We start from the raw sequence: 12,452 nt of genomic DNA, 5'->3' as shown, positions 1-12,452 counted from the left end.
CGTAGCAACCTTCAGGACGTAGCGGACCGCCTGGCATCCCGTGCTTTGCCCTGGATGTTGCGAGCATCGAAGCGCTGGAAGAACAGCGCAAGACCGTCCAGACCCGCACCGAAGCTCTGCAGGCTGAACGTAACGCGCGCTCCAAGTCCATCGGTCAGGCCAAGCAGCGCGGCGAAGACATCGCGCCGTTGATGGCGGACGTCGAGCGCATGGCGGGGGAGTTGAGCACCGGTAAACTCGAGCTGGACGCGATCCAGACCGAGCTGGATTCGATCCTGCTGGGCATCCCGAACCTGCCGCACGAATCGGTGCCGGTCGGCGATGACGAAGAAGGCAACGTTGAAGTGCGCCGCTGGGGCACGCCTAAGGCCTTCGATTTCCCGGTTCAGGACCACGTGGCCCTGGGCGAGAAGTTCGGCTGGCTGGACTTCGAAACCGCCGCCAAGCTGTCCGGCGCCCGTTTCGCCCTGCTGCGCGGCCCGATCGCCCGTCTGCACCGTGCGCTGGCGCAGTTCATGATCAACCTGCACATTAACGAACACGGTTACGAAGAGGCCTACACCCCGTACCTGGTGCAGGCGCCTGCGTTGCAGGGCACCGGTCAGCTGCCGAAATTCGAAGAAGACCTGTTCAAAATCAGCCGCGAAGGCGAAGCCGATCTGTACCTGATCCCGACCGCTGAAGTGTCGCTGACCAACATCGTCGCTGGCGAGATCGTCGATTCGAAACTGCTACCGATCAAATTCGTCGCCCACACACCGTGCTTCCGCAGCGAGGCCGGTGCATCGGGTCGCGACACTCGCGGCATGATCCGTCAGCACCAGTTCGACAAGGTCGAGATGGTGCAGATCGTTGAACCATCGACCTCGATGGAAGCGCTGGAAGGCCTGACCGCCAATGCCGAGAAAGTCCTGCAACTGCTGGAACTGCCCTATCGCACCCTGGCGCTGTGCACCGGCGACATGGGCTTCAGCGCGGTCAAGACTTACGATCTGGAGGTGTGGATTCCAAGCCAGGACAAATACCGCGAAATTTCGTCGTGCTCCAACTGCGGCGATTTCCAGGCCCGCCGCATGCAAGCGCGTTTCCGCAACCCGGAAACCGGCAAGCCTGAGCTGGTTCACACCCTGAACGGTTCCGGCCTGGCGGTCGGTCGTACCCTGGTGGCGGTGCTCGAGAACTACCAGCAGGCCGACGGTTCGATCCGTGTGCCTGAGGTGCTCAAGCCGTACATGGGTGGCCTTGAGGTCATCGGTTAAATGGACTATCTGCCGCTGTTTCATAACCTTCGCGGCAGTCGTGTATTGGTCGTCGGCGGAGGGGAGATTGCCTTGCGCAAATCCCGCCTGCTGGCCGAAGCCGGTGCGCTGCTGCGGGTGGTTGCACCGCAAATCGAACCGCAACTGCGCGAGCTGGTGGTCGACAGCGGTGGCGAGTGCCTGGTGCGTGGCTACGCCGAAACGGATCTGGACGGTTGCGGGCTGATCATCGCCGCCACCGACGACGAACCGCTGAACGCGCAAGTCTCCGCCGATGCTCATCGGCGTTGCGTGCCGGTCAACGTGGTGGACGCGCCGGCCCTGTGCAGCGTGATCTTCCCGGCGATCGTCGACCGTTCTCCATTGATCATCGCGGTTTCCAGCGGCGGCGATGCGCCGGTGCTGGCGCGGTTGATTCGCGCCAAGCTGGAAACCTGGATTCCTTCCACCTATGGCCAACTGGCCGGTCTGGCGGCGCGCTTCCGTACTCAGGTCAAAGGTCTGTTTCCGGATGTGCAGCAGCGACGGGCGTTCTGGGAGGATGTATTCCAGGGCCCGATTGCCGACCGGCAACTGGCCGGGCAGGGCGCCGAGGCCGAGCGCCTGATGCTGGCGAAAATCAATGGCGAAGCACCTGTCGCTACCGGCGAGGTTTATCTGGTGGGCGCCGGGCCGGGTGACCCCGACCTGTTGACCTTCCGCGCCTTGCGTTTGATGCAGCAAGCCGATGTGGTGCTGTATGACCGTCTGGTGGCGCCGGCAATTCTGGATTTGTGCCGTCGCGATGCCGAGCGAGTCTACGTCGGCAAGCGCCGCGCCGATCACTCCGTGCCTCAGGAACAGATCAACCAGCATCTGGTGGATCTGGCCAAGGCCGGCAAGCGCGTGGTGCGGTTGAAGGGCGGCGATCCGTTCATTTTCGGGCGCGGTGGCGAAGAGATCGAAGAGCTGGCGGCCCATGGCATTCCGTTCCAGGTCGTCCCGGGCATTACCGCAGCCAGTGGTTGCGCGGCCTATGCCGGGATTCCGCTGACTCACCGCGATTACGCGCAGTCGGTGCGGTTCGTCACCGGGCACCTCAAGGACGGTTCCACCGATTTGCCGTGGGCTGACCTGGTCGCGCCGGCGCAAACCCTGGTGTTTTACATGGGGCTGGTGGGCCTGCCGATCATCTGCGAGCAGTTGATCAAGCACGGTCGCGCGGCCGATACCCCGGCGGCGTTGATCCAGCAAGGCACCACGGTCAATCAGCGGGTGTTTACCGGCACCCTGGCCGACCTTCCTCGGCTGGTGGCGGAGCATGAAGTACATGCGCCGACGCTGGTGATCGTCGGGGAAGTGGTGCAACTGCGCGAGAAACTGGCGTGGTTTGAAGGGGCTCAGGGGCAGGTCTGAATACCGAGTCGCCCCATTCGCGGGCAAGCCTCGCTCCTACAGGGTTAATGGAAAACCGTAGGAGCGAGGCTTGCCCGCGAAGAGGCCCTCAAATCTTGCACAAACCTCAGGCCTTGCGCCAAACCCCTTTCCCGCTCAACCGCCCCCGATCATGAGCCGCAGTGAAGTCCTGCGCCGGCCCTTTAGGCACGATCCCGGTCGGATTGATGGTCTTGTGGCTGCCGTAGTAGTGATTCTTGATGTGCTCAAAACTCACCGTTTCGGCTATCCCCGGCCACTGATAAATCTCCCGTAGCCAGTTCGACAGATTCGGGTAATCGGCAATCCGTCGCAGATTGCATTTGAAGTGGCCGTAATACACTGCATCAAAACGAATCAGGGTGGTGAATAGCCTGATGTCGGCTTCGGTCAGGTATTCACCCGTCAGGTAACGATTCGCGTCCAGCAGCTGTTCCAGCCGATCCAGCTCAGCAAACAATTCATCGAACGCTTCTTCATAAGCCTGCTGCGAGGTGGCGAACCCGGCGCGATAGACGCCGTTGTTCACCGCTGGATAAATCCGCTCGTTCATGGCGTCGATTTCGTTTCGCAAGGGGGCCGGGTAGAAATCCAGGTCGTTGCCGGTCAAATCATCGAACGCGCTGTTGAACATGCGGATGATCTCCGCCGATTCATTGTTGACGATGCGATTTGTCTGCTTGTCCCAGAGCACTGGCACCGTGACGCGACCGGTGTAGTCGGCGGTATCGGTGGTGTAGCGCTGGTGCAGAAATTTCAGATCGCCAAGCTTGTCGCCAGTCGAGCCGTGAGCCTTGTCGAAGGTCCAGCCGTTCTCCAGCATCAGAAAGCTCACCACCGACACATCGATCAGGCTTTCCAGGCCTTTGAGCTTACGCAGAATCAGCGTGCGATGGGCCCACGGGCAGGCGAGGGAGACGTAGAGATGATAGCGACCGGCCTCGGCGGCAAAACCACCGACACCGGTCGGGCCTGGCTTGCCGTCGGCGGTCAGCCAGTGGCGACGCTGCGCCTGTTCACGCTGGAACGTGCCGTCCTTGCTTTCATACCACTGATCTTGCCAGCGGCCTTTGACTAACAAACCCATGTTCAAAACTCCTCAACCAATAAGCGTTGGAGAGGAGTCTATGCGCATAGGTTCGAACAAAAAGCGCAAAGGTTGGGCGTTTATGATCGGTTAAATCGATCGATCCCGGGCGTCCCAATACTGCTGGGCGGTTTCGAACGCTAGCTCGCGGGGCTGACCGAGGCCGCGCAAGGCCAGGGCCATGGTCGAGATCAACGCCATTTGCGGGTAGCTGTCGACCACGTCGCCACGCCACACGGCTTTCAAATGCTCCGGTTCCAGGCTGGCCGGTTTGACGTGGCGCTGGGTCGACATCTGCGGCCACTCTTCATCCCAGCTTTCGCCGCCGGTGGTGCCATACAGATGACTGTCGGCATCCGGGTTAATCTCGATTTCACCGCCATCGCCCTTGATCACGATGGCAGTGTCGCCGAGCAAACCGCTGGCCTCGCGATGTACGGCCTGATAGCCGGGGTGGAAAATGCTCTGCAGGCCGCAACGGGCGCCCAACGGATTAAGAATCCGCGCCAGGGAATGGATCGGCGAGCGCAGGCCCAAAGTGTTGCGCAGGTCGATCATTCGCTGAAGTTGCGGGGCCCAGTCCACCAATGGCATGAACGCCAGACTGCCCTGATCGAGCGCTGCGCCGACCTGCTGCCAGTTGCGGCACAGTGGAATGTTCAGCGTCTCGAGCAGTTGTTCGCTGTACAGCCGACCGGCCGTGTGCGCGCCGCCGCCATGCATGAAGATGCGCACGCCGTTCTGCGCCAGGCACTTGGCCGCCAGCAGGTACCACGGTAAGTGACGCTTCTTGCCGGCATACGTCGGCCAGTCCAGATCAACCGCCAGCGCTGGCGGATTCAGGCGTTCACGCACGGCTTCGGCGAACCCGGCCATTTCCTCGGCGCTTTCTTCCTTGTGCCGCAACAGCATCAGGAACGCGCCGAGCTGGGTGTCCTCGACCTTGTCGTCGAGCAACAGGCCCATGGCCTCGCGGGCTTCTTCGCGGGTCAGGTTGCGGGCACCGCGTTTGCCCTTGCCAAGAATCCGCACGAACTGGGCGAACGGGTGCTCGGCGGGCGTTTCGAGGGTCAGTGCTGGATAGTCGGTCATAAGCAATTCGTCGGTTTGGGCAGGCCCGCCAGTTTCGCGGCGAGTTTGGCAGGGGTGCCTTTGAACAGTCGGTTCAGGTGCAGGCTGTTGCCCTTGTCGGGGCCGAGTTTCAATGCGGTGTACTTGATCAGCGGGCGGGTCGCCGGGGACAGCTGGAATTCGTCGTAGAAACTGCGCAGCAGTTCGAGGATCTCCCAGTGTTCCGGGCTCAACTCGATGTCTTCGGCAGCGGCGAGGGCGACGGCCACCTCGGCAGACCAGTCGCTCAGTTCGACCAGGAAACCGTCCTTGTCCAGTTCAATGGCGCGGGCGCCGACCGTCAGGGATTTCATAGCCAACTGTTGACCTTGTCGTAGTGAATCGACAGTTCGACGAAGGCCGGGTAGTCGATGGCCTCGGCCCAGTCCGGGATTTGCAACGCCCGTGCTTGAGCATCTTCGGCCAGTACGAACAACTTCAGGCCGCGGGCGTGCAGCGCGCTGAATGGCGCGGTGCCTGGCTGCAAGGCATAAGCCGCATCGCCACTCAGCAAAAGCGCATCGTCGACGCCGATCACGCGCAGGCAACTGCTCAGGCGGTCGTCGCCGAAAGGGGAATGAGACAACACATGCAAAGTCGACATCAGAGGGTGATCACCTGGTCGTAACGGTCAATAAGGGCGGTGATTTCCTGGGCGGTCAGCACCTGGGCTTCTTCAAGTGACAGGTTTTCAGGGTCCAGGCCACGGGTCGCGGCGCTTTCGCCGCAGACGAACAGGTCTTCGACGCCAAACATCGGCAAGGCTTGCAGGTTGGCGCTCAGGTCTTTCTGTTGCAGGGCTTTGGCGTTCTGTTCATTGGCGAGCTGGAACACGCCGTCATCGAGAAACAGCAGGCCGATCGGCAGATCGAAGGCACCGCCGGCCAGCACGATGTCCAGCGCTTCACGCGCATTCGGCCCGGACCACGGCGCCTGACGGCTGATAATCAGCAAGGATTTAGCCATCTCACGTGCCTCCGAAACAGATCAAACGGTCAGCGTCCTGCACCGCGTCATGCAACTGGCCGAGACCGGACAATTCCCACGGCGCACCCACCGCTATCGCTTCACGCTGATAGCGCTGGGCTTCTTCCTCGTTCAACACCCCACGGCGCAGGGCGGCGGCGATGCAGACCACGCCATCGAGTTGATGCTCGGTGACAAAGTTGTGCCATTGCTTGGGCAAATCCTGCTCGTCCTGAGGCGTGACCACGCTGCCGGACGCGTTGTAGACGCCATCCTGATAGAAAAACAGCCGGACAATCTCATGCCCGCCGGCCAGCGCGGCCTGGGCGAACAGCAAGGCACGGCGCGAGGAGGGTGCATGGGCGGCGGAAAACAGCGCAATGGCGAATTTCATGATGGGCTCGATCAGCAAAACTGCGCCCATGATAAAGCTTTATCGGCGGGGCGGCGAAGGGCGTTTACCTGAAGACCGAGTCGCTGCCTTCGCGAGCAAGCCCGCTCCCACACTGGATTTATGTCGAACACAAAACAGTGGTCAGCCGCAGGTCCAGTGTGGGAGCGGGCTTGCTCGCGAAGACGGACTTCCCGGCAACATAAATTCAGGATCTGATCACCTGCTCAGCGCGGCATATAACCCAACTGCCAACGCCGCGGTATCTTCAATGACAGCACCCCCAGCGCCCCGGCCAGCAACCCACTGACAAACAGCGCCTTGAGCCCAAGATGATGTTCCAGTAAAGCACCCAGCACCGCGCCGGCAAACATCCCGGTCCATGGGACCAACTGCACCCGCCAGCCATTGCGCCGCTCGCCAAGCATCCACCGCCCCAGCCCTCGGCCGAACCGCGACAGCGCGCCGGTGACGTAGGTCAGCCCGACCGGCAGTCCATTCACCTCTTCCACGGCGGCATTGAGCATGCCCATGGCAATGATCGTCGCCAACAGCGCCGGCAGTTGCCTGTCATAGGGCCAGGCCGCGGCGCCGCACAGCAACGTGGCAATGCACAGCATCAATGGCAGCGCCCGTCGGCCACCGAACCGGCTGACGACAATGCCCAAGGCATTACCGATGACGAACGTGGCCACGAGAATCAGCAGACGCAGGGTCAGCCCGAGATCGCCATCGCTGATCGCTACGGCAAGGCGTGTGGTGTTGCCGCTCATGAAGGACACGAAGTCGCCGCTGGCCATGAAGCCGATGGCATCGGTCATGCCGGCGAGCACCGACAAACCGGCGACCAGCGCCAGGCCGATGCGTCCGCGCCATTTATGGGTATGCAGATGCCCCGGCGTGGCCCGGGTGCCTGACGGAGAAGGCAGCATTGAAGAGGACTTCCTTGAGCAGCGATGATTATTTGGTTAGCCCATATAACTCGCAATACTCCAGCCAGTCCATGCCGGCCATCTCCGCGACTTCCTTGTGCACCTCCAGGCGTTGGGCCTGGTAATCCTCAGGCGTGGGGGCAGTCAGTTGCAGCGTCAGCTCCCAGGCAAACAAACCCAGGCGCTCAGCCTCGGCTTCGAACGCTTCATGCAAGCGCTCGTCGCGGTACTGCGCCACTGTCACGCCCTTGGCCTGGGCCAACAGTGGATTCAGGTTGTCCAGTTCGATGCGCAGCTCAGGACGCTCATCGAGAAACTTTTTCAGCGCCTGCTCGTGTTGCTGTTCGGTTGCCGCCATGGTCACTCCTTGGAAGACTGCTTTTTGCTCGCCTTGGCAGCCGCGGCCAGACACTCCAGAGCAAATTGCTCGGGGTAGGTCATCTGGATCGGCGTGGTTTCGCCTTTAACGGTTCTTTCGCCATCGAGAATGTAGCGAATCCGCTTGTCGGTGACGCCAATTCGCTTGGCGATCCAGGACGGCGTCTGACCGATCTGGCTGATCAGCTTGTCGGCGTATTCAGCGGTCGGTTTGTAGTATTCGGCGTTGGGTGTCATGACCTTTCCAGAAAAATGCGCCCGGAAAAAATGGGCGATGCGGCGTTAATGGCGCAACAGGGTGCGCGAATCGTTGCGCGGTGTCGCGGTATAAATGAAGTAAAGCAGAACGATACGCTGCGTCGCAGTGATACAGTCCGCTTTTTCCTGATGAGCGAACGCAATGCGAATTCTGATGGTGGCGCTGGCCGCAACCTTGCTGGCGGGCTGCGCCGGATCGGCGATGAATGACGCCCGCACCAAAACCCCGTACAAAACCCTGACCTCGGACAAACCGGAAAAAATCGTCGCCCAGTGCGTGCAGTTTGCCTGGCAGGACGAAGCGGTGTTCGGCGTCGATGCGGGCGCTTATTTGCAGCCGGGCAAGAAGGGTGGCTCGACGGTCTACACCCGTTCGGCCGAGTCCTTCGTGGACGTGAGCACCGACGCCTCGGGTACAGCGTTGAGCTACTACGCGCAGCATGACGATTTTGTCGCCAAACGCCGATTGGCGGCGTTGGCGACCTGTCTCTGAGCAGTCTGCAGTTTGAGGCTCAATCTCCAGACGATCGGCCGATGCCATTCCAATGTGGGAGCGGCGGTGCGGCGATCCGACTTGCTCGCGAAGGGGCCTTCAGGGGCGCCAAAAGCTTCGCGAGCAAGCCCGCTCCCACAGGTTGCGCGTCTTAATCAGTGTTAATGAGGCGCTTCTGAAAAAAGAAGCGCTTATGGCCCGGCGGGTAATCGGCGATGTGCCCCAACTCGCTGTAACCATGCTTCTTGTAAAACTCCGGCGCCTGGAAGTCGAAAGTGTCCAGCCAGATCCCCACGCATTCCTTTTCCCGCGCCAGGTCTTCGGCCATCTGCATCAGCTTCGAGCCCATCCCTTGTCCCCGGGCCAGCTCCGGCACCGACAACAACTCAATGAAAAACCACCGGTAAAACACTCGGCCATAAAGCCCGCCGAGAATCTCGTCGCTGTCATTGCGTACCAGCAAAGCAATCTGCTCTGACACCGTGGCCCCGGCCTTTGAGGCGTTATAGGCACGCAGCGGTGTGAGGATCGCCTCGCGTTCTTCCTGGGAGGCATTTTTCGACAATTCGATTCGCAGGGTCATAGGCTACACATCCTTATGGCAGTGAACACGGAGCCTATCCCGGATGTGGCGATTGTTCTATCCCCCGCAACCGAAGGAACCCCGGGGACTCCAGGAATGTCTAGCCTGAACAGCATCATTGCTGAACGCAGCCAATGAGGACAGCCCGTGAACATTTTTGAAGCCTTGCGCGAAAGCCACGACCGTCAGCGCCGTTATGCCGATGCGCTGATTCAAACCCAGGGCGACACCCCGGAACGGATCGAGGCTTACAAACGGCTCAAATCCGAGCTTCAGGCCCACGAAACCGCTGAAGAACGCCATTTCTACATGCCGCTGATGGCGTTCGACAACGGCGTGGATCTTAGTCGTCACGCCATCTCCGAACACCACGAAATGGACGAGATGATGGAAGCGCTGGATGCGACCGAAATGTCCAGTCCATCCTGGTTGGCAACGGCGAAAAAGCTCTCGGAGAAGGTCCATCACCACCTCAAAGAGGAGGAGCAGAAGTTCTTCCAGATGGCCGGCAAGTTGCTCGACGAGCAACAGAAAGAAACCCTGGCCGGGCAGTATCAGAAAGAATACAAGGCGCAACTTTCCTGAGAGTGAAGCGCAAAGCTGTTCACTTAGAATCAGTCGCCGGGCTTTTCTGTTTTCGCCTAACATGGACGCTTTCTGACGAACATAAGGATGGATTGTCATGTCGAACACAGCCGAGCGGGTCAACATCATCGAGTCCCAGGTGCTGTCCCACGACTGGTATCTGCTGAAGAAAATCACTTTCGATTACTTGCGCAACAACGGCGACTGGCAGCGTCAGACTCGCGAAGTCTACGACCGGGGCAACGGTGCGGCGATTTTGCTGTTCAATCGCGAGAAGAAAACCGTCGTACTGACCCGCCAGTTCAGGCTGCCGGTGTTCGTCAACGGCCACGATGGTTTGCTGATCGAAGTGGCGGCGGGGCTGCTGGAAGGCGTTGCGCCTGAAGAGCGCATTCGTGCTGAGGCCGAGGAGGAAACCGGCTATCGCGTCCACCATGTGCAGAAGGTTTTCGAAGCCTACATGAGCCCCGGTTCGGTGACTGAAAAGCTGCATTTCTTCATCGCCGAGTACGACGCGTCTTCGAAGGTCAGTGATGGCGGCGGGCTGGAGGAAGAAACCGAAGAACTGGAAGTACTGGAGTGGAGGTTCGACGAGGCGCTGGCGGCGTTCTATCGCGGGGAGATCTGCGATGCCAAGACCATCATGCTGCTGCAGTATGCGGCGATGAAAAACATCTTCGGAGCGGTTTGAGCAGGATTGGATTGGCCTCTGAATCGAGAGAGCGTTCAGGCACAATGGTTGAGCATTTCGGCACAGTAACCAGCCTTTGCTCTCTCTAAACTCGTGCCTCACGCCAACACTCAGATGAGGTCACGATGAACATCAGAATAATCCTATCCGCATTGTCCATGGGGGTCGTGCTCACGGGACACGCTGCCGACTTCTCGCTGACGAGCCAGGATATTGCTGAAAACCGCCCGTTGACCAGTCGCGAGGTGTTCCAGGGCTTCGGTTGCGAAGGTGGTAATACTTCGCCCGAGCTTTCCTGGCGCAACGCCCCGGCGGGCACCAAAAGTTACGCGATCACGGTCTACGATCCTGATGCGCCGACCGGCAGCGGCTGGTGGCATTGGACGGTGGTCAACTTGCCCGCTTCAACCAGCAGTTTGCCAAGAGGGGTCGGTTCGAACCTGCCTGCCGGTGCAGTACAAGGGCGAACCGATTATGGCCAGCCGGGATTTGGCGGGGCTTGTCCGCCTGCAGGCGACAAGCCCCATCGCTATCAATTCACCGTATGGGCGTTGAAAGTCGATAAGCTACCGCTCGACAACCAGGCCAGCGGCGCCTTGGTGGGCTATATGCTCAATGCCAACGCCTTGGCCAAAGCGACCATCACTTCAACTTACGGACGTTAAGAACAATGCGCCCTTGTGTCGGCATACAGCACCGGGAAAACATTATCGATGCGTGTGTCATACGGGCGCGACAGCCCCATACATTGCAACGGGTGCCGATATTCGCCACCGCCTTGTGTCGAGTGCGGCAGGGAGAAAAACTGCTGCAATGGGATGACCGTCAGATGCGTGCAGGGCCGCAACATCTGATTCTGATGCCGGCCGGGCGCGAGCTTGGCATCTCGAACTTCCCCGGCCTTCACGGTCACTACATTGCCGATGTGGTGACCTTTCCCGGTTCGACACTGCGTAACTTCAGCAGCCGATATGGCCAGCAGATCATCAGCCATCGCCATGCCCAGAAGACAGACCTATGTGTTCCTCTGGATCGGCATACGACACAGGCATGGGATCAGTTATTGGCCTCCATCAATGCAAACGCGCCGGATGCATTGCGCACCCATTATGGGGAAGCGGTTCTCCTGAGCCTGTGCCTCGGCGGCCAGGCCGGGCCGCTGCTGATGGATCGTAACGATCCACTGTGCGAACGGGTGCAGCAACTGGTAATGAGCAGCCCGGAAAGAGACTGGACTGTTGCGCACGTGGCACAACACCTGAACCTGGGGGAGTCGACATTGCGTCGCCAACTGGCCAATGAGGGGAGCAGTTTCAGGAATATCCTGGAAAACGTTCGGCTGGCGACGGCGCTGCAATGGTTGCAAACCACGTCTCGCCCCATCGGTGAAATTGCCGGTGCCAGCGGTTACGCCTCGGCCTCACGTTTTGCAGTGCGCTTTCGCTCACACTATGGCCTGTCGCCACGGGAATTACGGGCGGCGATTTAGGCAATTCCTGTGAGATGTACCCTGTCTTTTTGAAACTGTGCGTTTTGTGGCGAGCGAGCTTGCTCGCGCTGGGCGTGAAACGCCCCTTGTCGAAGATTTTGCCAGCGCTACGCACTGGAGCGGGAGCAAGCTCCCTCGCCACTAGGGCTCATTAGCTCAAAAACAAATCATCCATCTTGCCGGTCCCTGACCATTCGCAGCCCTCCAGCGTCAGCAACCGCTCTTTCGCCTCAAGCCCACCGGCAAACCCCGTCAGTTTCCCCGACGCACCGATCACCCGATGACACGGCGCGATAATCGAAATCGGATTCTTGCCATTCGCTGCACCCACCGCGCGAACCGCGCTGGGATTGCCGATCTGCCGGGCAATCTCGCTGTAGCTGCGAGTTTCGCCAAATGGAATCGTAAGTAGCGCCTGCCACACTTTTTGCTGAAATTCCGTCCCGGCAAAATCCAGTTCCAGTTCGAAACGGTTACGCGTGCCAGCGAAGTATTCCTGCAACTGCTGTGCGGTGCGCACCAGGATCGGGTTGTCCGCTGCTTCAGTCATCGGCCCCAGCCTTACCCGGCCTGGTTTGTCGTTTTCCCAGAGGATGGCCGCCAGTCGTGCGTCTTTCGCCACCAGTTTCAATTCGCCGACCGGAGACGCCAGGGTGGTGAAGGTGTAGGACATGCCGGCGGACTCCGCAAAAGTGCTGAACAGGGGGCCCAGCATACTGCCTCGTCGGGGAGGCGCAATACGCAATCCCAGCCATACTTGCCTACTGCTCTTGAACCGTTCCCGCTGTTTTTGAACAGAACCTAAAAACAAAAAGAG

General features: G+C 60.0%; 17 protein-coding genes and 1 pseudogene. 7 read left to right on the top strand and 11 right to left on the bottom strand.

The window, feature by feature from the left end; genetic code table 11:
- Together serS and cysG are read left to right on the top strand one after the other, a co-directional pair.
- Positions 1 to 1,259, top strand: a pseudogene (gene serS / locus ACIPLA_RS13155) (serine--tRNA ligase); the annotation flags it as partial.
- Positions 1,260 to 2,654, top strand: a complete 1,395-nt coding sequence (cysG, locus tag ACIPLA_RS13150; RefSeq protein WP_401173438.1) for a siroheme synthase CysG — start codon at positions 1,260 to 1,262, stop codon at positions 2,652 to 2,654.
- A gap of 106 nt (positions 2,655 to 2,760) precedes the next feature.
- Here cysG and ACIPLA_RS13145 read toward each other — a convergent pair whose 3' ends face one another.
- The 9 genes from ACIPLA_RS13145 to ACIPLA_RS13105 form a co-directional block, all read right to left on the bottom strand.
- Positions 2,761 to 3,759 (bottom strand): glutathione S-transferase family protein, encoded by a 999-nt coding sequence (locus ACIPLA_RS13145; RefSeq protein ID WP_401173436.1) that lies wholly within the window; start codon positions 3,757 to 3,759, stop codon positions 2,761 to 2,763.
- Positions 3,760 to 3,849: 90 nt separating this feature from the next.
- Positions 3,850 to 4,851, bottom strand: a complete 1,002-nt coding sequence (locus tag ACIPLA_RS13140; protein WP_192342636.1) for a glycosyl transferase family protein — start codon at positions 4,849 to 4,851, stop codon at positions 3,850 to 3,852.
- Positions 4,848 to 5,183: a TusE/DsrC/DsvC family sulfur relay protein gene (locus tag ACIPLA_RS13135; RefSeq protein ID WP_095631532.1), complete on the bottom strand. Its 336-nt coding sequence runs from the start codon at positions 5,181 to 5,183 to the stop codon at positions 4,848 to 4,850. The genes ACIPLA_RS13140 and ACIPLA_RS13135 overlap by 4 nt, the downstream gene beginning before the upstream one ends.
- A complete protein-coding gene (gene tusB, locus ACIPLA_RS13130; protein WP_192342637.1) occupies positions 5,180 to 5,473 on the bottom strand; it encodes a sulfurtransferase complex subunit TusB in 294 nt (97 codons plus the stop codon). The genes ACIPLA_RS13135 and tusB overlap by 4 nt, the downstream gene beginning before the upstream one ends.
- Complete coding sequence (gene tusC, locus ACIPLA_RS13125) at positions 5,473 to 5,835, bottom strand: sulfurtransferase complex subunit TusC (RefSeq protein WP_192342638.1); 363 nt, start codon at positions 5,833 to 5,835, stop codon at positions 5,473 to 5,475. Before tusC ends, tusB begins: the two co-directional genes overlap by 1 nt.
- Before the next feature lies 1 nt (position 5,836).
- Positions 5,837 to 6,229 carry a sulfurtransferase complex subunit TusD gene (gene tusD, locus ACIPLA_RS13120; protein WP_218394454.1) on the bottom strand — a complete coding sequence of 131 codons (393 nt, stop codon included), beginning with the start codon at positions 6,227 to 6,229 and terminating at the stop codon, positions 5,837 to 5,839.
- Positions 6,230 to 6,453: 224 nt separating this feature from the next.
- Positions 6,454 to 7,158, bottom strand: a complete 705-nt coding sequence (locus ACIPLA_RS13115) for a YoaK family protein (protein WP_218394455.1) — start codon at positions 7,156 to 7,158, stop codon at positions 6,454 to 6,456.
- A 28-nt stretch (positions 7,159 to 7,186) separates the two neighbouring features.
- Positions 7,187 to 7,516: a DUF6388 family protein gene (locus ACIPLA_RS13110; protein WP_218394456.1), complete on the bottom strand. Its 330-nt coding sequence runs from the start codon at positions 7,514 to 7,516 to the stop codon at positions 7,187 to 7,189.
- Positions 7,517 to 7,518: 2 nt separating this feature from the next.
- Complete coding sequence (locus ACIPLA_RS13105) at positions 7,519 to 7,773, bottom strand: hypothetical protein (protein WP_008008546.1); 255 nt, start codon at positions 7,771 to 7,773, stop codon at positions 7,519 to 7,521.
- A gap of 163 nt (positions 7,774 to 7,936) precedes the next feature.
- Between ACIPLA_RS13105 and ACIPLA_RS13100 the strand changes: the two genes are divergently transcribed.
- On the top strand, positions 7,937 to 8,287 hold the full coding sequence (locus ACIPLA_RS13100; RefSeq protein WP_218394457.1) for a hypothetical protein: 351 nt from the start codon (positions 7,937 to 7,939) through the stop codon (positions 8,285 to 8,287).
- A gap of 151 nt (positions 8,288 to 8,438) precedes the next feature.
- Here the strand turns inward: ACIPLA_RS13100 and ACIPLA_RS13095 are convergent, their stop codons facing one another.
- Positions 8,439 to 8,870: a GNAT family N-acetyltransferase gene (locus ACIPLA_RS13095; protein ID WP_192342641.1), complete on the bottom strand. Its 432-nt coding sequence runs from the start codon at positions 8,868 to 8,870 to the stop codon at positions 8,439 to 8,441.
- Positions 8,871 to 9,017: 147 nt separating this feature from the next.
- On the opposite strand from ACIPLA_RS13095, the gene ACIPLA_RS13090 reads away from it, so the two are divergent.
- The 4 genes from ACIPLA_RS13090 (at position 9,018) to ACIPLA_RS13075 (ending at position 11,635) form a co-directional block, all read left to right on the top strand.
- On the top strand, positions 9,018 to 9,455 hold the full coding sequence (locus ACIPLA_RS13090; RefSeq protein WP_401173432.1) for a hemerythrin domain-containing protein: 438 nt from the start codon (positions 9,018 to 9,020) through the stop codon (positions 9,453 to 9,455).
- Between the two features lie 97 nt (positions 9,456 to 9,552).
- Positions 9,553 to 10,146 (top strand): NUDIX domain-containing protein, encoded by a 594-nt coding sequence (locus ACIPLA_RS13085; protein ID WP_401173430.1) that lies wholly within the window; start codon positions 9,553 to 9,555, stop codon positions 10,144 to 10,146.
- Between the two features lie 125 nt (positions 10,147 to 10,271).
- Positions 10,272 to 10,811, top strand: coding sequence for a kinase inhibitor (locus tag ACIPLA_RS13080; RefSeq protein ID WP_218394459.1), 540 nt, complete (start codon positions 10,272 to 10,274; stop codon positions 10,809 to 10,811).
- 5 nt (positions 10,812 to 10,816) lie between these two features.
- Entirely contained in the window at positions 10,817 to 11,635 is an 819-nt protein-coding gene (locus ACIPLA_RS13075) for a helix-turn-helix transcriptional regulator (protein ID WP_401173428.1), read from the top strand.
- A 151-nt stretch (positions 11,636 to 11,786) separates the two neighbouring features.
- On the opposite strand, the gene ACIPLA_RS13070 is transcribed toward ACIPLA_RS13075, so the two are convergent.
- A complete protein-coding gene (locus tag ACIPLA_RS13070) occupies positions 11,787 to 12,308 on the bottom strand; it encodes a methylated-DNA--[protein]-cysteine S-methyltransferase (RefSeq protein ID WP_401173444.1) in 522 nt (173 codons plus the stop codon).
- Positions 12,309 to 12,452 lie beyond the last annotated feature (144 nt).

The organism is Pseudomonas sp. NPDC086112, assembly GCF_044746425.1.
Classification (GTDB): Bacteria; Pseudomonadota; Gammaproteobacteria; order Pseudomonadales; family Pseudomonadaceae; genus Aquipseudomonas.
The sequence above is the reverse complement of the archived record's forward strand: the minus strand, read 5'-3'. Positions and strand labels throughout refer to the sequence as shown.